General features: G+C 64.5%; 14 protein-coding genes. 7 read left to right on the top strand and 7 right to left on the bottom strand.

Annotation, left to right across the window (positions count from 1 at the left end; genetic code table 11):
* Positions 1 to 43 precede the first annotated feature (43 nt).
* From AC1MHZ_RS12490 to AC1MHZ_RS12475, 4 genes are all read right to left on the bottom strand, one after another.
* Positions 44 to 1,141 (bottom strand): extracellular solute-binding protein, encoded by a 1,098-nt coding sequence (locus AC1MHZ_RS12490; RefSeq protein ID WP_084855718.1) that lies wholly within the window; start codon positions 1,139 to 1,141, stop codon positions 44 to 46.
* Positions 1,141 to 2,250: an agmatine deiminase gene (gene aguA / locus AC1MHZ_RS12485; RefSeq protein WP_482966417.1), complete on the bottom strand. Its 1,110-nt coding sequence runs from the start codon at positions 2,248 to 2,250 to the stop codon at positions 1,141 to 1,143. Before aguA ends, AC1MHZ_RS12490 begins: the two co-directional genes overlap by 1 nt.
* A gap of 95 nt (positions 2,251 to 2,345) precedes the next feature.
* Entirely contained in the window at positions 2,346 to 3,233 is an 888-nt protein-coding gene (locus AC1MHZ_RS12480; RefSeq protein ID WP_084855793.1) for a LysR substrate-binding domain-containing protein, read from the bottom strand.
* A 94-nt stretch (positions 3,234 to 3,327) separates the two neighbouring features.
* Positions 3,328 to 8,046: an NEL-type E3 ubiquitin ligase domain-containing protein gene (locus AC1MHZ_RS12475; RefSeq protein WP_482966416.1), complete on the bottom strand. Its 4,719-nt coding sequence runs from the start codon at positions 8,044 to 8,046 to the stop codon at positions 3,328 to 3,330.
* Positions 8,047 to 8,212: 166 nt separating this feature from the next.
* On the opposite strand from AC1MHZ_RS12475, the gene AC1MHZ_RS12470 reads away from it, so the two are divergent.
* The 4 genes from AC1MHZ_RS12470 to AC1MHZ_RS12455 all read left to right on the top strand — a co-directional run bounded on the left by AC1MHZ_RS12470 (position 8,213) and on the right by AC1MHZ_RS12455 (position 12,427).
* Positions 8,213 to 9,502 (top strand): NAD(P)/FAD-dependent oxidoreductase, encoded by a 1,290-nt coding sequence (locus AC1MHZ_RS12470; RefSeq protein ID WP_482966415.1) that lies wholly within the window; start codon positions 8,213 to 8,215, stop codon positions 9,500 to 9,502.
* Positions 9,495 to 10,073, top strand: coding sequence for a helix-turn-helix domain-containing protein (locus tag AC1MHZ_RS12465; RefSeq protein ID WP_324815589.1), 579 nt, complete (start codon positions 9,495 to 9,497; stop codon positions 10,071 to 10,073). The genes AC1MHZ_RS12470 and AC1MHZ_RS12465 overlap by 8 nt, the downstream gene beginning before the upstream one ends.
* A gap of 9 nt (positions 10,074 to 10,082) precedes the next feature.
* Positions 10,083 to 11,438, top strand: coding sequence for a glutamine synthetase family protein (locus AC1MHZ_RS12460; protein WP_084855723.1), 1,356 nt, complete (start codon positions 10,083 to 10,085; stop codon positions 11,436 to 11,438).
* A 209-nt stretch (positions 11,439 to 11,647) separates the two neighbouring features.
* Complete coding sequence (locus AC1MHZ_RS12455) at positions 11,648 to 12,427, top strand: TSUP family transporter (protein ID WP_084855724.1); 780 nt, start codon at positions 11,648 to 11,650, stop codon at positions 12,425 to 12,427.
* Here the strand turns inward: AC1MHZ_RS12455 and nudC are convergent.
* Both nudC and AC1MHZ_RS12445 read right to left on the bottom strand, forming a co-directional pair.
* Positions 12,395 to 13,225 carry an NAD(+) diphosphatase gene (nudC, locus tag AC1MHZ_RS12450; protein ID WP_084855725.1) on the bottom strand — a complete coding sequence of 277 codons (831 nt, stop codon included), beginning with the start codon at positions 13,223 to 13,225 and terminating at the stop codon, positions 12,395 to 12,397. The two genes, AC1MHZ_RS12455 and nudC, sit on opposite strands and share 33 nt — an antisense overlap.
* A 36-nt stretch (positions 13,226 to 13,261) precedes the next feature.
* The gene (locus AC1MHZ_RS12445; protein WP_482966414.1) at positions 13,262 to 14,074 is read right to left on the bottom strand and encodes a crotonase/enoyl-CoA hydratase family protein; all 813 of its coding nucleotides are present in this window, start codon (positions 14,072 to 14,074) and stop codon (positions 13,262 to 13,264) included.
* Positions 14,075 to 14,224: 150 nt separating this feature from the next.
* On the opposite strand from AC1MHZ_RS12445, the gene nhaB reads away from it, so the two are divergent.
* Positions 14,225 to 15,727 carry a sodium/proton antiporter NhaB gene (nhaB, locus tag AC1MHZ_RS12440; RefSeq protein WP_482966413.1) on the top strand — a complete coding sequence of 501 codons (1,503 nt, stop codon included), beginning with the start codon at positions 14,225 to 14,227 and terminating at the stop codon, positions 15,725 to 15,727.
* A 52-nt stretch (positions 15,728 to 15,779) separates the two neighbouring features.
* Here nhaB and AC1MHZ_RS12435 read toward each other — a convergent pair whose 3' ends face one another.
* Positions 15,780 to 16,172, bottom strand: a complete 393-nt coding sequence (locus AC1MHZ_RS12435) for a GFA family protein (protein WP_084855728.1) — start codon at positions 16,170 to 16,172, stop codon at positions 15,780 to 15,782.
* Positions 16,173 to 16,383: 211 nt separating this feature from the next.
* Here AC1MHZ_RS12435 and AC1MHZ_RS12430 point away from each other — a divergent pair, with 211 nt between their 5' ends.
* Positions 16,384 to 17,154: an HpcH/HpaI aldolase family protein gene (locus AC1MHZ_RS12430; RefSeq protein ID WP_084855729.1), complete on the top strand. Its 771-nt coding sequence runs from the start codon at positions 16,384 to 16,386 to the stop codon at positions 17,152 to 17,154.
* Positions 17,155 to 17,186: 32 nt separating this feature from the next.
* Positions 17,187 to 19,262: a TonB-dependent receptor family protein gene (locus tag AC1MHZ_RS12425; RefSeq protein ID WP_482966412.1), complete on the top strand. Its 2,076-nt coding sequence runs from the start codon at positions 17,187 to 17,189 to the stop codon at positions 19,260 to 19,262.
* The last annotated feature ends 39 nt before the right edge of the window (positions 19,263 to 19,301 follow it).

The raw sequence follows: 19,301 nt of genomic DNA, 5'->3' as shown, positions 1-19,301 counted from the left end.
CGGGCTTGCCCCGCGATTGCGCCGGGGTAGGCGAACCCCAGCCTCAGGTCCCGCTCTTGAGCCGACTGAACGCCCGTGTCAGCTCGCGGTTGAACTGCTTGCCATTGTCATTCTTGCTGTACAACCGAGCCCTCACCTCGGCAGGTGGGTAGGTCCCCGGCGACTGGCGGATCTGCGGGTCCACCAAGCGGTCCGCAGCCGTGATCGCATTGGCATAGTGGATGGTATCGGTGATCGGCGCGATCACCTCTGGCCGCATCAGGTAGTCCATCAGCTTCCAGGCGGCGTCAGGATGCGGCGCATCCTTGGGCACCACCAGGGCGTCGAGCCAGATCAGCGTGCCTTCCTTGGGAATGCTGTAGTCCAGGCTGAACCCCTTGCCCGCCGCCTGGGCCTGGGCCTGGGCGATGGCCACGTTGCCATTCCATGACATCGCCACGCAGGTCTCGCCGTTGGCCAGGTCGTTGATGTTGCGGTCGTTGTCGAAATAGCGGATGTACGGGCGGACCTTGCGCAGGTGCGCCTCGGCGGCCTTCAGGTCTTCCATGCGCTGCTGGTTGATGTCCAGCCCCAGGTAGCGCATCGCCGCGGCGAACACCTCGTTGGGGTCGTTGAGCAGGCTCACCCCACAATCGGCGAATTTCGCCACCACCTGCGGGTCGAACAGCATCGCCCAGCTGTCGCGTGGCGCATCCTCGAGCCGCGCCGCCACTGCCTGCGCCTGATAGCCCACCCCAGTGGTGCCCCAGGCATAGGTACCGGCATAGCGGTTGCCCGGGTCGAACACTGCCATGTGCTGGCGGAACTCCTCGCCGACGCCCGCCAGGTGTGGCAGCTTGCTTTTGTCCAGCGGTTGCAGGGCACCGCTGGCGATCGCCCGGCTCAAATGCTGGCCAGCGCTGAGCACCACGTCGTAACCGCTGCCGCCGGTGAGCAACTTGGTCTCGGCCGTCTCCAGCGAGTCGAAGTGGTCGGCCACCACATGGATACCGGTCTGCTTCTCGAAGTTGCTCAAGGTATCGGGCGCGAGGTACTCGCCCCAGATGTACAGGTTGACGGTCGGCTGTCGTGCGTCGGCTGCCTGGGCCGCCGACGCACAACAGCCCAGGGCGACCGCCAGGGCCAGCGGGCGCGCGTTCATCAGCGGCCTCCGGCAGCGTATTGCGGCATGGTGATGCAGGCGACGTTGCCGCCGCCGAGCAGGATTTCCCGGGAATTCTCGATGCCGATGATGCGATGGTCGGGGAACAGCTCGGCCAGGGTGGCCTGGGCCACGCTGTCGTTGCGGTCACCGAACAGCGGCACGACGATGGCCGAGTTGCCGGCGTAATAGTTGATGTAGGAGGCGCAGATGCGGGTACCGGCTTGGCGCAGGTGGGTGCCGTCAACCTGGTCCAGGCCTGCGGCCTCCTCGGCGGTCCACTCCAGCACCTGGGGTTGCGGCAGCTTGTGCACCTTCAGCTCACGGCCACGGCAGTCACGGGTACTGCGCAGGATATCGTAGGCCTCCTGGTAGATTTCCCACTGCGGGTCGTTGCGGTCATCGGTCCATTGCAGTACCACCTCGCCCGGACGCACGAAGCACGCCAGGTCGTCCACGTGGCCGTCGGTCTCGTCGAACTTGCAGCCACGCGGCAGCCAAATCACCTGCTCGGCGCCCAGGTAGTCCTCGAGCCTGCGGGTGACTTCCTCCTTGCCCAGATGAGCATTGCGGTTACGGTTGAGCAGGCACTGCTCGGTGGTCAGCAAGCTGCCTTGGCCATCGCTCTGGATGCCGCCGAGTTCCGCGATCAGCGGCGCGCGGTAGCGGTCCAGGCCTTCGATTTCGAGCATCTTCTGGGCAATCTGGTCGTCCTTGTCCCATGGGTAGTACAGGCCGCCGTCCAGGCCACCATAGGCGTTGAACTCGAAGTCCACGCCACGCACTTCGCCAGTGCCCTCGTTGACCACGAAGCACGCACCACTGTCACGGAACCAGGTGTCGTTGCAGGTCATCTCCACCACCCGCACCTGGGCCGGCAGCAAGCGCCGGGCATTGGCATACTGGGCAGCGGAAGCACACACGGTCACCGGCTCGCTGGAGGCAATGGCGGTGACGATATCGACCCAGACCTTCTGGGCAGGCTTGCCGCCGTTGCGCCATACATCCGGGCGCTCCGGCCAACCGAGCCAACAGCGCGCCTTGCGCTCGAATTCGCCGGGCAGGCGGAAACCATCGGCCTTGGGAGTGGTGGTCAGCGTACGCGCCATGGGTCGAACCTCGTCATCGGTGAGTGATGACTGCACGCTACGCCGGCCCGCCGCGCCCTTCCAACGATGAAAATTTCACGATAGGTGAATTGAATTCAGGATTCGGCAATCTGTTCGATGAACCATTCGATGAATTGGGCCACAGCGCCCCGCTCCAGGCGCAGCCGCTCGCACACCAGCGCGTATTGGCCCTGGGCTGTCACGCTGGCGCTGAACGGGCGCACCAGACGACCACTTTGCAGGTCGGCCTGGCAGGTCAGGTTGTCGCCCATCGCCACCCCCTGCCCCAGCACAGCGGCTTCCAGGGCCAGCGCCGCATGGGGAAAGTACAACTGGCGGGTGGGCAAGGCGTCCTCGGCATGGGTCGCCAGCCATGTGGTCCAGGTGCGCCCGTCCTGGTCGTCATGCAGCAGGCAATGGCGCACCAGGTCGCGCGGCCGCTTCAGCCCACCCTGGTTGAACAGCCCGGGGCTGCACACCGGGAAGAATTGCAACAGCGGCAAGGGCCGGACGAAATGGGTGCTGGCATCCAGCGCACTGGTGCCATAGGTGATGGCGATGTCCACATCCACCGCCGGAGCGCCGGCATCGATGGGCTGTTCGAGCAAATGAAGGGTGATGTGCGGGTAGCGGCTGCTGAAATCGGCGAGCCTGGCCACCAGCCATTTCTGCGCAAGCTCTGCCGTCACTGCGACCCTTAGCACCGCCTGGGATGCAGGGTCGCGCAGTTCGTCACAGGCCTTGCCGATGAGTTCGAAGGCCTGCTGCAGGTGATGCAGCAGACGCTCGGCCTCGGCACTGGGCCGCACCTGCCGGCCTGTCCGCTCGAACAGCGCAACGCCGAGCTGATCTTCCAACTGGCGGATCTGGTGGCTCACCGCACTGTCGGTCACGCACAGCTCGGCGGCGGCACGGCCGAAATGGCCGTGGCGGGCAGCGCACTCGAAGGTGCGCAGGGCGGTCAGGGAAGGCAGGCGGCGCATGGGCAGGTTTGCGCAACGGCAATCGGAGCGGGACATATAGCACAGTATCCTCGGCCCGTCACCGTACGACGCTGCCCATGCGCGACCAAGCCGCTCAGGGCTCCAAGTCGAACGTGATGGGCACTTTCCAGTCGCGTGCGTGTTTTCTCAGGGCCTTGCGCGTCAGGTCCATACGCACCTCCAGCTCACGCCGGTTGATCTCTTCCTGCATCCGATCGATCACCTCCCGTGGCGCCTGCGCCTCGAACAACCGCTCCAACGCAGCATGCTGGGCATCCGGTACTTCGAACATCGTTGGGTAGCGTTCATCGAGGTAGCGGTTCCAGAAAGGCTGTTCGGTGATCCAGACGACCAAAGTGCTTTCCAGCTGGTCCGCTTGCACCTGCAACGCTGCCCGCTCGACATCCTCGTCCGTGACATCGGCCAAGGGACGATAATCCATGGTCACCTGCTCCAGGTTCAGGTCCAGTCGGTCATTGAGCTCCAGGCGAAACGCCAAAGTCACCTCGATGGACTCGTTGCCCCGATTGGCCAGTTGCTGCGCATGCCTGTAGGCGAAGTCGTCCAGTTGATCCAGGCGCCAGAGCTGTCCTGCCAGCGCCAACAACGCCCGGGCACTCTCAGTGTCGCTGGACAACGCCTTCCAGACACGCACCCGGACTTCCAGATTGAGGAAGCACAGCATGGCGTTGTCCTGGCAGGTCTGCGCCAAGGCGTTGGCGAGCAGCTCCTGACGGATATCGGGATTGTCCCGCATCACCACGAGCATCTGCCCCACCCGGTTGGCCAGGTCTCGGGCCGAGGCATCCCAGGCAAAACCCTCGGACGTCGACAGTTGCGCGACCAGATGAAAGAAGTTCCGGCTCTCGGTCAATGTTTCCACGTGAGGCCAATCCATGGCCATATCGTCGCGTGCAGCCGGGGCAACGAAATCCTGCCAGCGCAGGCGCTGCAATACACGGCTATGGTCTGGCTCATGCCATCGGCGTTGCTGGGCAGCAGTGTCGATCGCTTCGTGCTCGATACGCACCCGCCCGTTGCGCCACACCAACGATCGCGTGAGATCAGCCGGAACATCGCTCAGTTCGTTGCCGCGGATATCGAAGTTGCTCAGGCGTTGGTGCTGCACCACCCCCTGCGGCACAGTCAGCAACTTGGCGTCCCGCAGCAGCAGTGTATTGAGGTCGGGCATGCCGGCAACGGAGGGCGCCGTGTACAACGGATTGTTCGAAAGATTCAGGTACACCAACGCACGGCATCTGGCTATTCGCTCAGCCTGGAGCCTGTTGAGCACGATGCGATTGCCCGAAAGGTCCAGCACCTCCAGCTGGTTGACGAATATCGGGTGCAACGGCAGCTCACGCAGTCGGCAATTGGTGATCTCCAAGCCTCGCAGGTTGAAAAAGGCCTGCAGGAACCCATCAGGGATCCGTTCCAGGCGCACACTACGCAACGCCAGCACACTCACATGCGGGAACTTGATCCGGTCCGGCAAGCTCGGCAGGCTTTTCAATGCACTCATGCCTTCACCGCCATAGGAGAGCATATAGACGGAGTCAATCTCCTGCCTGGCCTGCTCCGGGACCAGATGCCGCCAGCAATTGATCAACCCCTCCTGCACCATCCGCCGGCACCTGCGCTCCGCTGGGCTGATAGTTGCCCATTGCCAACGCCTGAGCGTTCGACGCAATTCGCGATATTGTTCATCCAGATCGTCCAGGACGGCTTGTACACCCCCTTCCCGCTCCTGCTCTTGTACCTGCACGATCCATTGTTCGATCTGCTGGTCATTGAAATCCGGGTACAGATGTCGCACGCGTGCGGCGATCCCGCGGGGCCTGCGAGCCCCTATCCGGAACCAGCCGCCACTGAGCGGGTAGCCGATACGGCCATCACTCAGTTGCAGAGGCGCCAGGAAGGCACCGGCGGGCTGATGCCCACCCAACACGCTGAGCATCTCCTCACGGTTGAGGACCACCCTGTTCACCAGCCAAGCCCGCAATGCCTGGGCAAAGGGCTGTTCACGGCCAAAGGCAGCCTGTTCGGTCTCGTCGAAGGCATCGGCCAGGGCTTCGAACAGTTCGCCGGCCTCGCCAAAGGCCTGGCCCTGTGCGTCGGTCAGCAGGAACTGACCCTCCAGGTGAACCAGGCGGTAGAGCGGGCCCTGGCCCGACGTCATCAACAACGGCCCCAGCCCCTCGCCGTCGAACAGCGCCCAACGCGCTCCGTTCGTCATGTGCGGGAGGTTCGCCAGCAGCCTGAGTACGACCTTGGCCAGGTCCAGGGTTTGCGGGGTGTCGAAACACAATGCCTCCAAGGCCCGGGCGCCCCGAATGCGCAAACTGTGCGCACGGGCCAGCTCGGCCAGGCGCCACGGCACCTGCCCGGTATCGATCAAGCGTTGGCGCTCTTCTTCGCTTGCCGTCTCCAGCACCTGCTCCGCCGCCCGGCGATGGAGGCTGGCAAAGTCCCGGCGCAAGACCTGCATCTCGGCGTCCAGCGGGTTGAGCGCGTCGTACAGGTGCTGCACAAAGCCTCGCCGCTGCGCCCATAGCGCATCGGCCAGGCCTTCGTCATCCACCACATCGACGGCCACATAGCTGCGTGCCTGGGTCAGAAGGGCCTGGTCGAGGTCAGACCGCCCTTGCCGCAAACCGCTCATCAGGTCCCGGACGCGGTTGGTCAGTACCACACGCTGTACCGTATCGACCAGCTCGCCGTCCGGCGCCCGGCCATAGACATGCAACCCACGCAGATCGTCCGCACCGAGCCCATGCAGGGCCATGACCTGCTCGATCTGCTCGGTCGAGAGCAACCGGAACAGGCCGCCCAGGCGACGGAACATCCTGTGGGTGTCGTCCCACTCGCCCGGCTGCTCGCTCCACAGTCGCCAGGCACCGGCCCCGTTGTGCACCACTTGCGGCGCATGACGGTCACGGGCACGCAGGCGCCAGGTTCCGGCCGTGTCCTGCCACACCTGGTAGAAACGCCCTTGCATGTTTATCCAGCGCAGCTCGCCCTGGCCATGGATGCCTTGCGCGTCGGGCGTTGCCTCGCTGGGCGGTGGCGCACTGCGGTAGACAACCAGGTCCGTCTGCTCGCCTGGCACGTACCACTGGCCTGCGCCGTTACGCATCACCACCGGCGAATCGCGGTCCTGGGTGCGCAAATGCCAGGTGTCTTCGTTGCGTTGAGCGACTTCGTAGTGATGACCGTCCAACTCGATCCACTGCTGTTCGCCCAGCGTCTGGATGCCACGCTCGTCCGCGAGCGCCTGCTCAGGCGGCGGCTCGCTGCGAAAGGGTGCCAGGTCCTGGTTCCACAGTTTCTCGCTGCCATCCTCCAGCAAGGTCGGCACCAGCCGGTCCACCGCCGCCGCACGGTTCCAGGACGAGCGCAGGGCAATCTCACCTGCACTCAACACGCCAAGGATCGCGACCTCTTCTATCACATTGGTGACGTGCTCGAGGGCTGCCTTGGTATCCCCTTCGTACCAATCCTTGACGGACTGGAACACCTGCTCCAGAAGCTCCCAGGCCATCACGGCGAGCAGCGCAGTGCCAATGGCGGGCACGAACAGCCCTGCCATGCCCAACAACGTCCAGCCTGCGGTTTCGAGCCAGGCGTGGTAGGCCTCCTGCTTGGCACGGTCGATCCTGGCGACAGGCGCTGCCAGGGTCGCCGCGTCTTCCTTGATCTGAGCGATGCGCGCTTTTGCCAGGTGTTCGAACAACGGCTTCGGGTAGGCCTTCATGTGCTCGTCCAGGTCGCGGGTGGCCCAGTCCGCGACGTCTCCCAGACGTTTGATGACCTTGCTGAAGAACGAGGGCCTGTCGCGATGGAGCACGAAGCGGCTGAAGAAATGCCGATACTCGGCGTTTCGCAGACGCTTGCCCAGGATCTTGCGGGCGAATGCATCGAGGTTGTCTGCCGCACACCACGGGCTGACCGGATCATCGGGGATGTAGACCAAAACCCGTTTGCTGGAATACCCCCCCAAGCCGCCCTTGACGGCATCGAGCACGACGATCTGTTGCAGGTCGCATCCGAATGCACGCAACTGCTTGGCAGTCACCGGCAACCCGTCCAACGATCCGGGTTCTGCACTTTCATGCAAGCGGATCACCACCTGCAGCTCAGACCAGGACAGTATCTTTTCGCTGTAGGCCTTGAATGCATCGACCGTCATCGATGAGCGCTGCAGCTCGGCCAAGGCAGTCTTGAAATCCCGTTCACCTGCAGCAGCGGGCGCATCGAGCATGGCACTCAGATGGTTCTGGTACTGCTGGCCGTGGTCGAGCTCGCGGCACAACTTGGCGAACTCCAATGCACTGGGCCGGTCCACCTCATTGCCCTGTGCATCGACCAGCTTGTTGCGCTTGGGCTGCCCGTCGGGCCGCGTCTCTTTCTCCTGGAAATTATGCAACGCAGCGGTGATCAGGGGGATGTCGAGCTCGTCACGGTCCTGCAGCGGGTAGTGCCCCGCCCAGACACCGGTGCTAGGGGAAATGAAGTGATACTGCTGGCGAAAATACAACTGGTCGATGTCGACAGCATCGCCATAGTCCTCGCGCATGCGCTCCTGCAGCTTGCGCTTGGCGAACACGTCGATTTTTTCCACCCCCGACCATAACGTCTGCAGGCGCAGGCGACACTCCAGGCCAGTCACCAGCGCATCGACGAAGACCGGGTAGAACATGGCGTGGATGTCGATGACCCAGGGCGGCAATCGCTTGACGATCCGCTGGTCCTGAAAGTGCTGGGCAATGGCCAGCGTATCGACCGTAGGCTTCCTGCGTCCGGTGGCAGCCATGGGGGTATCTCCCGCTGAGAATGGAGAGCGCAGGCTAACCACTGGTAACGCCTGACAACGGATAGATAGCTAATACCCAGTGCATTCGGTCGTGCACCGCTGGCGCTATGAAATTTATCTGCTATTTTTTCATGAAATAAATAAAAACAAATTTCACGAGGCCTGCATGTTCAAGCAATCCGCGCAGCACGTCGCCAGCTATTACGCCCAGACCTATCCCGACACCCTCCCTTTACGCCCTACCCTGCAGGGTATCTTGGACGTCGACATATTGATCGTCGGCGCAGGCTTCAGTGGTTTGCACACCGCCCTGCGCCTGGCCCTGGCCGGCAAGCGTGTGGCCGTACTGGAAGCCAGCCGGGTGGCCTGGGCAGCCTCCGGGCGCAACGGCGGCCAGGCCCTGCTGGGCTGGTCGTGCGACATGCCGCCCCTGGAAAAGGCCCTGGGCGTGGAGCGGGCACGTCGGCTCTGGGACAGCATGTGCTGGGCCGCCGAAGAGCTGCGCGACCTACCCGGGCGCCACGGATTCGACATCGATTACCGGGTCGGCAGCCTGTGGACCGCCGTCATGCCTCGCCGGGTGAAGCTGCTCGAAGAAGCCCTGCGCGAGGCGGAACAGAAATGGGGCTACGACTGCCTGCGCCTGATCCGCCGCGACGAGTTGCCCGAATGGATCGACAGCCCGCGCTACCAGGCCGCCTTGTACGACCCCAACGGCGCCCATCTCAATCCATTGAAGTTGGCCCAGGGTCTGGCCGCGGCCATCGAGGCCGCCGGCGGCAGGATCTTCGAGCAGAGCCAGGTGCTCGACTACCACGAAAGCGCCGCAGGGTTCGTCGCCCGCACCGGCCACGGCGAGGTGCGCAGCCAGGTGTTGGTGCTGGCCTGCAATGCCTATATCGACCGCCTCGACCGCAACCTCTCGCGCCGCCTGCTGCCGGTGGGCTCCTACCAGGTGGCCACGGCGCCCTTGGAGCCGGACTTCGCCCAGTCGCTGCTGCCGCGTAACAGCTGCGTGATCGACAACCAGTTCGTGCCCGACTATTTCCGCCTGACCCCCGACCACCGGCTGTTGTTCGGCGGCGGCTGCACCTACCTGGGTGGTATCCCCAAGGATGTCGCCAGCGCCACCCGCCCGTACCTGGAACGCGTATTCCCCCAGCTCACCGGTGTGGCCCTGGACTACGCCTGGGGCGGGCATATCGATTGCAGCATCCAGCGCACCCCAGACATCGGCCGCCAGGGCCAGCGCTACTGGCTGCAAGGCTTCTCCGGCCACGGCGTGCTGCCGACCCTGGCCGGAGCGCGAGCGGTCAGCGATGCGATCCTCGGCGATGACGGCCTGCTGGGCCTGTACCAGGACATCGACAACGGCCGCTTCCCCGGCGGGGAGCTGATGGCCGCGCCCTTGGAGGCCGCCGCCAAGGCCTGGTACAGGTTGCGCGACCATGTCTGAAGCCAACGCCGCACGGCGCACCGACGAAGACATCCAGGGCCTGGCCCTGCTGATCCGCGACCTGCGCAAGCACCGGGGCCTGACCCTGGGCGAGCTGGCCAGCCGGGTCAACCGCTCGCTGGGCTTTTTGTCCCAGGTCGAACGCGGCCTGTCGCGGCCGACCGTGGCGGACCTCACCGCCATCAGCGAAGCCCTGCACGTCCCGACCACCTATTTCTACCAGGCCAACCAGCCCCGGGCGCTGGGCTGGGTCACCCGTCCCGGCGAGCGGCGCACCATCTACTACGCCGAGGGCGTCACCGACGTGCTGGTCTCGCCCACCCTCACCGGCAGCTTCTCCATGCTCGAAAGCCACCTGGCGCCCGGCGCCAGCAGTGGCGAGGGGCACCTGGACGACAGCTCCGAACAGGGCGGGTTCGTGCTCGAAGGGCAACTGACTGTCTGGCTGGAAGGCCGTGACGAGCCGGTGACCCTTGGCCCCAACGACAGTTTCCAGCTGCCGCCGCACAGCCAGTTCCGTTACGCCAACCTGACCGACCAGACGACCCGCGTCCTCTGGGTATTCCGTTGAGAGCACAGCATGACAATGACAACAAAAAGCGTTCCCGACCTGCTCAGTGAAGTTCGCGCATTCCGCGCCCGACACCCCGATGTACGCCATGTGGACCTGATCAGCCTGGATATCCCCGGGCATTTTTATGGCAAACGCTACCCGGTGGACATGCTCGAGAAGGTCGCCGCCGGCAGCCCCCTGAAGCTGCCCCAGAACTGCGTGCTGCTGGGTGTGCAGGGTGGGCTGTTCCCGATCGGCGACTACTGCTTCGCCGACGGCGACCCGGACGCGCCGCGTCGCCTGGTGCCCGGCACCCTCAAGCCCGTGAGTTGGGAGCGCGAGCCCCTGGGGCAGATGCTCATCACCTCCGACGGCACCGCCACGCCCATCGAGTTCGAGCCCCGCGAAGTGCTCGCCCGCGTGCTACAGCGCCTGCAGCGTCGGGGCATCCGCCCGGTGGTGGCCTTCGAGCTGGAATTCTACCTGTTCGACCGTGCGCTCAAAGAAGGCCTGCCACAGTTCCCCCACGACCCGTTCAGCGACGATGCCGACGACCAGCCCAACATGCACATCGAGCGCCTATCGCGGTTCTCCGACGTGCTACGGGACATGGTCGATACAGCCAATGCCCAAGGTGTGGACGCCAACGTCATCACCGCCGAGCTCGGCCCTGGCCAGTTCGAGATCAACTTCGGCCATTGCGACGATGGCCTGCGCGCAGCCGACTGGGCGGCCATGTTCTGCCGCAGCACCCGAGGCGTTGCCCTCAAGCACGGCCTGCGCGCCTCGTTCATGAGCAAGCCCTACCTGCATGCACCGGGCAGCGGCATGCATGTGCATGTGAGCCTCTACGACGAGGCCGGCAACAACCTGCTGGCCGCCGACAGCCAGCGCCCGCTGCGCCACGCCGTGGCCGGTTGCCTGGCGCTGCTGCCGCACTGCATGCCGATCTTCGCCGCCAACCACAATGCGTTTCGCCGCTATGGCGCTATGGTCAATGCTGCCAGCCGCGCCAGCTGGGGCTTCGAGGACCGCGATGCGTGCATTCGCATCCCCGAGTCCGATGCCCGCAACCTGCGCATCGAGCATCGCCTGGCGGGGGCCGACGCCAACCCATACCTGGTGCTGGCGGCGATCCTGTGCGGCATGGAGCATGGGCTCGATGCCGCGCAGGAGCCGATCGCACCGCTCAACGAAGACCGCGACAGCGGCATCGACTTCCCCAAGGACATGCTCGCCGCCGTGGCGGCGATGCGCAGCGACCGGGCCGTGAACGAGGGGTTGGGCGAGGAGTTCGTGATGGTCTATTGCGAAAACAAGCGCCAGGACCACCTGGCGTTCATGCATGAGGTCAGTGCGCGGGAATATCGCTGGTTCCTCTGATAGGTGTGGGCTTGGTTGGGGGCGCTGCGCGCCCCTTCGCGGCACGAGGCCGCTCAGGAACACCGCAGTACCGTGTAGGAGCGGCCTTGTGCCGCGAAAGGGCTGCAACGCAGCCCCAAAGGCCCGATTGGCAACCGCTTCGTGTGCCGATTACCATGTACCCCCTCTAGCGCGGCCCTCGCCGTCTCCCCAGCCTGCCAAAGCCCCCCATGCCCTTCGAACTCACCGTAGAACCGCTCACCCTGCTGATCCTTGCCCTGGTCGCCTTCGTCGCCGGGTTCATCGACGCCATCGCCGGCGGCGGCGGGCTGCTCACCACGCCGGCGCTGCTCACCGCCGGCATGCCGCCGCACCTGGTGCTGGGCACCAACAAGCTCAGTTCCACCTTCGGCTCGGCCACCGCCGGCTTCACCTACTACCGCCGCAAGCTGTTCCACCCGGCGCAATGGCGCCCGGCGTTGCTGGGCACCCTGGTCGGCGCATTGCTCGGGGCCGTGGCGGCGCACTTCATGCCCGCCGACTGGCTGAACAAGATGCTGCCAGTGATCGTCTTCGCCTGCGGCGTCTACCTGCTGTTCGGCGGTACGCCCAAGGCACCGCTGGACGCCGACGTGCCGATCAAGAAGAAATGGCAGTTCCCGCAGGGCTTCGGCCTGGGCTTCTATGACGGCGTGGCAGGCCCCGGCACCGGGGCGTTCTGGACGGTGAGCACGTTGCTGCTCTACCCCATCGACCTGGTCCGTGCCAGCGGTGTGGCGCGCAGCATGAACTTCGTCAGCAACATCGCTGCGCTGACGGTGTTCATCGTTTCCGGGCAGGTGGACTACATCGTCGGCCTGGCCATGGGCCTGTCGGTGATGGTCGGCGCCTTCTTCGGCGCCCGCACGGCGATCAGCGGCGGCAGCAAGTTCATCCGCCCGGTGTTCATCGCCGTGGTGCTGGCCCTGACCGTGCGCCTAGTGTGGCAGCACTGGTTCGGGCAGGCCTAGGCGACGGGCCACATACAGGTCGATCAGGTAGCGGGCGATGGAGCGCCCGGCCGGCAGCGGCGGCAGGTCGTGCACATTGAACCATTGGGCGTCCTCGATCTCGTCCGGCTGCATGACGATCTCGCCGCCGGCGTACTCGGCGTGAAAGCCCAGCATCATCGAATGAGGAAACGGCCAGCACTGGCTGCCGATGTACTGGATGTTCCTGACCTCCACCGCCACTTCCTCACGCACCTCGCGCACCAGGCAGTCCTCGGCCGACTCGCCAGGCTCGGCGAAGCCGGCCAGGGTGCTGTACACGCCGGTGACGAAGCGCGGCGAGCGCGCCAGCAATACCTCGTCGCCGCGAGTGATCAACACGATCATGCTCGGCGAGATGCGCGGGTAACTGCGCAGGTCGCACGGCTGGCAGTACATCGCCCGCTCCCAGCGAATCTGAGCCATGGGCTGGCCACAGCTGCCGCAGAAACGGTGCTCGCGGGCCCAGGTGCCGATCTGCGCGGCATAGCCCAGCACCGTGTAGGTCTGCATGTCGCCTTCGAGCATGAACTGGCGCAGGCCGCGCCAGGTGCAGCCCGGCACCTGGGCAGTGGCGCGCAGCTCGAGCAGGAACACCGGCTGGCCGTCCAGGTAGCCGATGCCGTGCTCGCACAGCACGTCCAGGTCCTGGCCCTTGAGCCACTGGCGGGGGAACAGCGCGCCGTCGTCATCCACCAGGAACCCTTCCGGGCCGCGGGCGACGGCCAGGCCGCCGGTGATCTGCGGGTCGAGTACTGCGGTAGTCCAGCGTGCTGACATGTTCGGGGGTTCCTTGAAGCGCGTCCCCCGGCCCGGTCAGTCGGCGAACGTCGGTTTCTGTTTGCTCATGTGGGCCGCGATGGCGACCCGCAGGTCTTCGGACTGCAACATGGCGGCGTTCCAGGTGGCGATGTACTCCAGGCCATCGTCGATGCGATGGTCGCGCATGTAGTTGAGCATCTGCTTGGTGCCGCCCACGGCAATCGGCGATTTTTGCGCAATTTGCGCCGCCAAGGCAAAGACTCCGTCGAGCAGCGCAGCCTGATCGTCGAACACCCGGTTGACCAGCCCGATCCGCTGGGCCTCGGCCGCCGCCACGTTGCGACCGGTATAGGCCATCTCACGCATCACGCCATCGCCGATGATACGCGGCAAACGTTGCAAGGTGCCGACATCCGCCGCCATGCCCATGTCGATTTCCTTGATCGAGAACTGTGCGTCCGCGCTGCAATAGCGCATGTCGCAAGCCGAAACCAAGTCGATCGCCCCGCCCAGGCAATAACCCTGGATCGCCGCCAGCACCGGCTTGCGGCAGTTGTCCACGGCATTGAACGACGCCTGTAGGCCGAGGATGGTACGCCGCAGCAGGCGTGCGTTGCGGCCCACGTCCTTGCCCATCTGCCCGGCCAGCTGGGCCAGCAAGGCCAAGTCGATACCGGTGGAGAAATGCTTGCCGGCGGCGCTGAGCACCACCACGCGCACCGCGTCGGTGTCGTCGACCCACTGGAAGATGTCGCGGATCTCCTGCCAGAAATCGGCATTCATCGCATTGAGTTTTTCCGGGCGGTTGATCTGCACATGGGCGATGTTATCGGTCAGTTCAACCTTGAACGCGCGATACTCGGTCACAGATGGCACTCCTTACGTAACAATATTCACGCAGCGGACTATAACGCACCCACAAGGCCGCGCTTGTGCCAAAAGCGGGACTGAACGCCTTGCACCCAACGCGCGCATCGGGCACTTTGCGCCACTGCTGAATCATAAGGATACAAATTCATGTCCCGTTCCCTGACCGGCGCCTTCGCCCGCGGTTTCCTGGGCCACTCGCCGCTCTGGTACAAGGCGGTCATCTGCCTGTTCCTGGTGCTCAACCCTCTGTTGCTGACCACCCTCGGCCCGGTGGTCACCGGCTGGGTGCTGGTGATCGAATTCATCTTCACCCTGGCGATGGCGCTCAAGTGTTACCCGTTGATGCCGGGCGGCCTCCTGCTGGTCGAAGCGCTGTTGCTGAAGATGACCACGCCTGAAGCACTCTATGAGGAATTGCTGCACAACTTCCCGGTGATCCTGCTGCTGATGTTCATGGTGGCCGGCATCCACTTCATGAAGGAGCTGTTGCTGTTCCTGTTTTCCAAGATCCTCCTGGGCGTGCGCTCCAAGGCGGTCCTGTCGTTGCTGTTCTGCGTGCTGTCGGCCTTTCTCTCGGCATTCCTCGATGCGCTGACGGTGACGGCGGTGATCATCAGCGCCGCGGTTGGTTTCTATGCGGTCTACCACCGCGTCGCCTCAGGAGCCAACCCGCGTGAGGATTCGCAGCTGGACAGCGACCATGAGGTCGCCCAGCTGCACCGCGAAGACCTGGACCAGTTCCGCGCCTTCCTGCGCAGCCTGTTGATGCATGGCGCCGTGGGCACGGCCCTGGGGGGCGTCTGCACCTTGGTGGGCGAGCCACAGAACCTGCTGATCGGCCATGAAATGAGCTGGCACTTCGGCGAGTTCTTCTTCAAGGTCGCGCCGGTGTCGATGCCGGTGCTGGCCGCAGGCCTGGTGACCTGCGTACTGCTGGAAAAGCTGCGCCTGTTCGGCTACGGCACCCTGATGCCCGAACGCGTGCGCCAGGTGCTGGCCCGATATGCCGCCGAGGACGACGCAGCACGCACCCAGGCCCAACGCGTGGCCCTGCTGGTGCAGGGCATTGCCGCACTGATCCTGATCGTCTGCCTGGGCCTGCACGTCGCCGAAGTGGGCCTGATCGGCCTGCTGGTGATCGTGCTGATCACCGCCTTCACCGGCATCACCGATGAACACCGCCTGGGCCGCGCCTTCCAGGACGCCATGCCGTTCACCGCGCTGCTGGTGGTGTTCTTCGCCGTGGTGGCGGTGATCCATGAACAACAGCTGTTCCATCCACTGATCACTTGGGTCCTGGCCCTGCCCGCCGAACAGCAGCCAGGCATGCTGTACCTGGCCAACGGCCTGCTGTCGGCGATCAGCGACAATGTGTTCGTCGCCACCATCTATATCACCGAGGTCAAGCAGGCCTTCCTCGAGGGCGCCATGAACCGCGAGCATTTCGAGACGCTGGCGGTGGCGATCAACACCGGCACCAACCTGCCCAGCGTGGCCACGCCCAACGGGCAGGCGGCGTTCCTGTTCCTGCTGACCTCGGCGATCGCGCCGCTGGTGCGGTTGTCCTATGGGCGGATGGTGTGGATGGCGTTGCCCTATACCGTGGTCATGGGCGGACTGGGGTGGTGGGCGGTGACCTACTGGCTCTGAGGAACGCTCCTACATTGCCCAGTGCATGCCTTGGCATATGCGCACGACTCGATCAGCTTTCGGTGCGCCCCGTCCCTTCCCGGTCGCCCGCGTAATGCCGGGCGAGCGGGAACGCCGGCAACCACCCTTCACGCCGAACGGTCCAGCTTTCATAGGTCGGCGTGAACTGGTCCGGCGCATCCAGCGCGCCCAGGTGGAGCTCCACCTCGTCCCCGCTTCGCGAAAACACCGACGACCCGCAGCGCGGGCAGAAAAACCGCCCGGCATAGTCGCCCGTCCGCCCTTCGACCTTCACCGCCTTTTCAGGAAAAATCGCCGACGCGTGAAACAGTGCCCCGTGGTGCTTGCGGCAATCGAGGCAATGACAAATCCCTACCCTGTAAGGCTCACCCGAAGCCTCGAAACGAACCTGGCCGCAAAGGCAACCGCCTGTGAACAGGTGCATATCCGACCTCCTTTCGCCGTGATCTTGACGTCAATGAAAGGATAGCCCTACGCCTGTACCTTCCCTGTCGACGTCACGCGAAACCGTCTGGAACCCCCGTACCATACGGCTTTTAGCCATCATGCATTTCAGAAAAATAACAAAAATGTAATTTACATTTATTTGCGAGTCGTTATCATTCGCTAAAAATTCGTCAGGGAGTTCGTTCAGGATGATTCGACCCTCACCCATACTGGCAAGGCTAAGGAATGGCGAAAACGCCTATGGCCTGCTCAATTCCGTCCCCTCTCCCTGGCTCTGCGAAATGATCGCCCTCGCCGGCTATCACTTCCTCATCCTCGACATGGAACACCTGCTGCGCGCCGGCGACGAACTGATGCACTGCGTGCGGGCCTGCGAGTCTGCCGGGGTATCGCCCTGGCTGCGCGTTCCCGAGGTCGATCCCAAGCTGATCGGTCGCGCCCTCGATGCCGGTGTCGAGGCGGTGGTACTGCCCCGGGTGGAAAGCGCGGCCGAGGTCGCCCGCGCCGTCGAGGCTGCATTCTTTCCGCCCCTGGGGCGTCGCGGCATCACTGGTGGCCGGGTGACCGGCTTCGGCCGCCTGCCCCTGCCCCACTACATCGAGCAGGCCAACCAGGCCTGCCCCATCGTGCCGATGATCGAAAGCGCCGCCGGTCTGCGCGCATTGCCCGACATCCTCCAGTTGCCCGGCATCGGCATGGTCCTGGAAGGCGCACTGGACCTTGCCCTGGACCTGCAGCTGGGCCCCGACCCCCTGCATCCGCAGGTCTGGCAGGCCTTGCAGGAGGTGGCCAGTGCCTGCCAGCAAGCCGGCGTCCCGTTCTGCGCCAACCCGCGTACCCCGGAGCAGCATCGCCATTGGCAAGCCCTGGGTATCCGCAGCTACCTGGCCGGCGAAGACCGCGGCCTGCTGCACGGCGCCTTGAAAAAGCGCCTGGCCGAGCTGCAACCCACCACCTGATCCTTTCCAGCCACAAGCAGTTGCCAGTACGAATGAAAACAACAAGCCATCTACTCGCTCTCCCCCTCAGCCTGCTCGCAGTCGGTATCGCTCATGCCGCGGAGCAAGACGATCCGATCGTCGTCGAACCGATGGTCATCAAGGGCGATGTCCTGGGCAAGGCCAGCGCGCCGGAAGTGCTTACCTACAGCGGCAGCCGCAGCGTCGTCGACGAACAGGACCTGAAGAAAGGCAGCGTGCGCGGCCTGGACGATGCCCTGCAGCGGGTGCCGGGGGTGAAGATCTTCGACGAGACCGGTACCGGCGCGCTGCCGCAGATTTCCGTGCGTGGCCTGTACGAGAGCCGCAGCGGCCGTATCCAGGCGCTGTCCGACGGTATCCCGCTGGCGCTGGCCCCCTATGGCCAGACTGGCATGTCGCTGTTCCCGGCGACGCTGGCCACGGTGGACCGCATCGACATCGTGCGCGGTGGCGCGGCCGTGCAGTACGGCCCCAACAACGTCGGCGGGGTGATCAACTTCATCAGCAAGCCCATCCCGCGCAAGTGGGAAACCACCCTGCAGGAGCGCACCACCTTCGCCCCGGGCGGGCGCCAGCTGTGGGACAGCTACCTGGGCACCGGCGGCTACCTGACCGATAACTTCGGGCTGCAACTGGACCTGAACACCAGCAATGGTGAATACGGCCGCGAACACTCCGACACCGACGTGCAGAACTATCGCCTGCGCGGGCAGTGGAACATCGATGACGACCGCGAGTTCAGCTTCGGCATCCAGCGCTATGTCGCTGACATGGACCTGGCTGGCGCGCTCAGCGTCAAGGACTACAAGGACGACCCACGCCAGTCCACCCGCCCCCTGGACCGCTTCGAAGGCGACACCGACCGCGTCTGGGGTACCTATACCCAATACCTGGGCGCCATGGGGCCGTTCGATTCGGTGGAGTTCAGCTGGACCAACTTCGCCCACAACAGCTATCGCAACTTTGTCGTCGGCCTGCCGTTCACCCCCGATGGCGAAGCAGTCACCAAGCAGGACGGCCCACGTGATTTCAAGGTGTGGGGCAGCGAACCACGCCTGAGCATGAGCATCGACGGCGACACCGTAGGCCAGACCTGGCTGCTGGGTGCGCGCTACGTCAGCGAGGACGTCGACTACCGCGTCGACCGCCAGAGCCTGGCCACCGGCAATACCAGCGTGTTCCGCGACTGGCAGTTCGACAACGACGCCAAGGCCTTCTACCTGAGCAACGCCATCAGCCTGCTCGACCGCCGCCTGACCATCACCCCCGGCGTGCGTTACGAGAATGCCACCATGGACTACTCCGATGCGGTCACCGGCTTCAAGCGCACCAACAAGGCCAAGGAATGGCTGCCAGGCCTGACTATCGGCTACCAGGCCACCGATGAATGGTTCGTCTACGCCAACGCCCAGCGTTCCCTGCGCCCGCCACAGGTCACGCAGATCGTCAAGGAAGGCGCGGTGGACTCGGAGATCGCCTGGAACTACGAAACCGGCGTGCGCTATACCCCACGGGAAAACCTGCGGGTGGACTTCGGCCTGTACCGAATCGACTTCGATGACCAGATCGAATACAACGCCAGCACCGACCGCTTCGTGAACCTGGGCAGCACCCGCCACCAGGGCTTCGAGACCGAAGTCTTCTGGTCGCCGGAGGCCATCCGTGGCCTGGAGCTGCATGCCGGCTACGCTTTCCTCGACGCCGAACAGCGCAGCGGCCAGTACAGCGGCAATGACGTGCCCTACGCGTCCAAGCACCAGGTCATCCTCGACGGCCGCTATCGCTTCGCTGAGTCCTGGACCTACAGCCTCGATGGCCTCTATGTCAGCAAGGCCTTCACCGACGCGGCCAATAGCCATGACGAGAATGCCAACGCCTCGGTCGGCCGACTGCCCGCCTACTGGGTATGGAACACCGCCATCGAACGTGAATTCAAGCTGCCCAACCAAAGCGTGCTGACCGCCTCGGCTGGCATCAGCAACCTGTTCGACCGCCAGTACTACTTCCGTGGGATCGACACCAGCCCATGGGGACGCCAGCCGGCGCCCGGGCGCACGGTCACGCTCGGCGTGAACTACCGCTTCTAACCCACACCCTTTCCCGTACCACCCCACAGCCGTCCGCTC

It is taken from the genome of Pseudomonas sp. FA-1 (assembly GCF_056856075.1).
Note: the sequence above shows the minus strand (reverse complement) of the source record. Positions and strands in the feature narration are given on the sequence as shown.

Bases quoted from the DNA above. Each gene is read 5' to 3' on its own strand.
- AC1MHZ_RS12490 (WP_084855718.1), bottom strand. From the start codon at position 1,141: ATGAACGCGCGCCCGCTGGCCCTGGCGGTCGCCCTGGGCTGTTGTGCG.
- aguA (WP_482966417.1), bottom strand. From the start codon at position 2,250: ATGGCGCGTACGCTGACCACCACTCCCAAGGCCGATGGTTTCCGCCTG.
- AC1MHZ_RS12480 (WP_084855793.1), bottom strand. From the start codon at position 3,233: ATGCGCCGCCTGCCTTCCCTGACCGCCCTGCGCACCTTCGAGTGCGCT.
- AC1MHZ_RS12475 (WP_482966416.1), bottom strand. From the start codon at position 8,046: ATGGCTGCCACCGGACGCAGGAAGCCTACGGTCGATACGCTGGCCATT.
- AC1MHZ_RS12470 (WP_482966415.1), top strand. From the start codon at position 8,213: ATGTTCAAGCAATCCGCGCAGCACGTCGCCAGCTATTACGCCCAGACC.
- AC1MHZ_RS12465 (WP_324815589.1), top strand. From the start codon at position 9,495: ATGTCTGAAGCCAACGCCGCACGGCGCACCGACGAAGACATCCAGGGC.
- AC1MHZ_RS12460 (WP_084855723.1), top strand. From the start codon at position 10,083: ATGACAATGACAACAAAAAGCGTTCCCGACCTGCTCAGTGAAGTTCGC.
- AC1MHZ_RS12455 (WP_084855724.1), top strand. From the start codon at position 11,648: ATGCCCTTCGAACTCACCGTAGAACCGCTCACCCTGCTGATCCTTGCC.
- nudC (WP_084855725.1), bottom strand. From the start codon at position 13,225: ATGTCAGCACGCTGGACTACCGCAGTACTCGACCCGCAGATCACCGGC.
- nhaB (WP_482966413.1), top strand. From the start codon at position 14,225: ATGTCCCGTTCCCTGACCGGCGCCTTCGCCCGCGGTTTCCTGGGCCAC.
- AC1MHZ_RS12435 (WP_084855728.1), bottom strand. From the start codon at position 16,172: ATGCACCTGTTCACAGGCGGTTGCCTTTGCGGCCAGGTTCGTTTCGAG.
- AC1MHZ_RS12430 (WP_084855729.1), top strand. From the start codon at position 16,384: ATGATTCGACCCTCACCCATACTGGCAAGGCTAAGGAATGGCGAAAAC.
- AC1MHZ_RS12425 (WP_482966412.1), top strand. From the start codon at position 17,187: ATGAAAACAACAAGCCATCTACTCGCTCTCCCCCTCAGCCTGCTCGCA.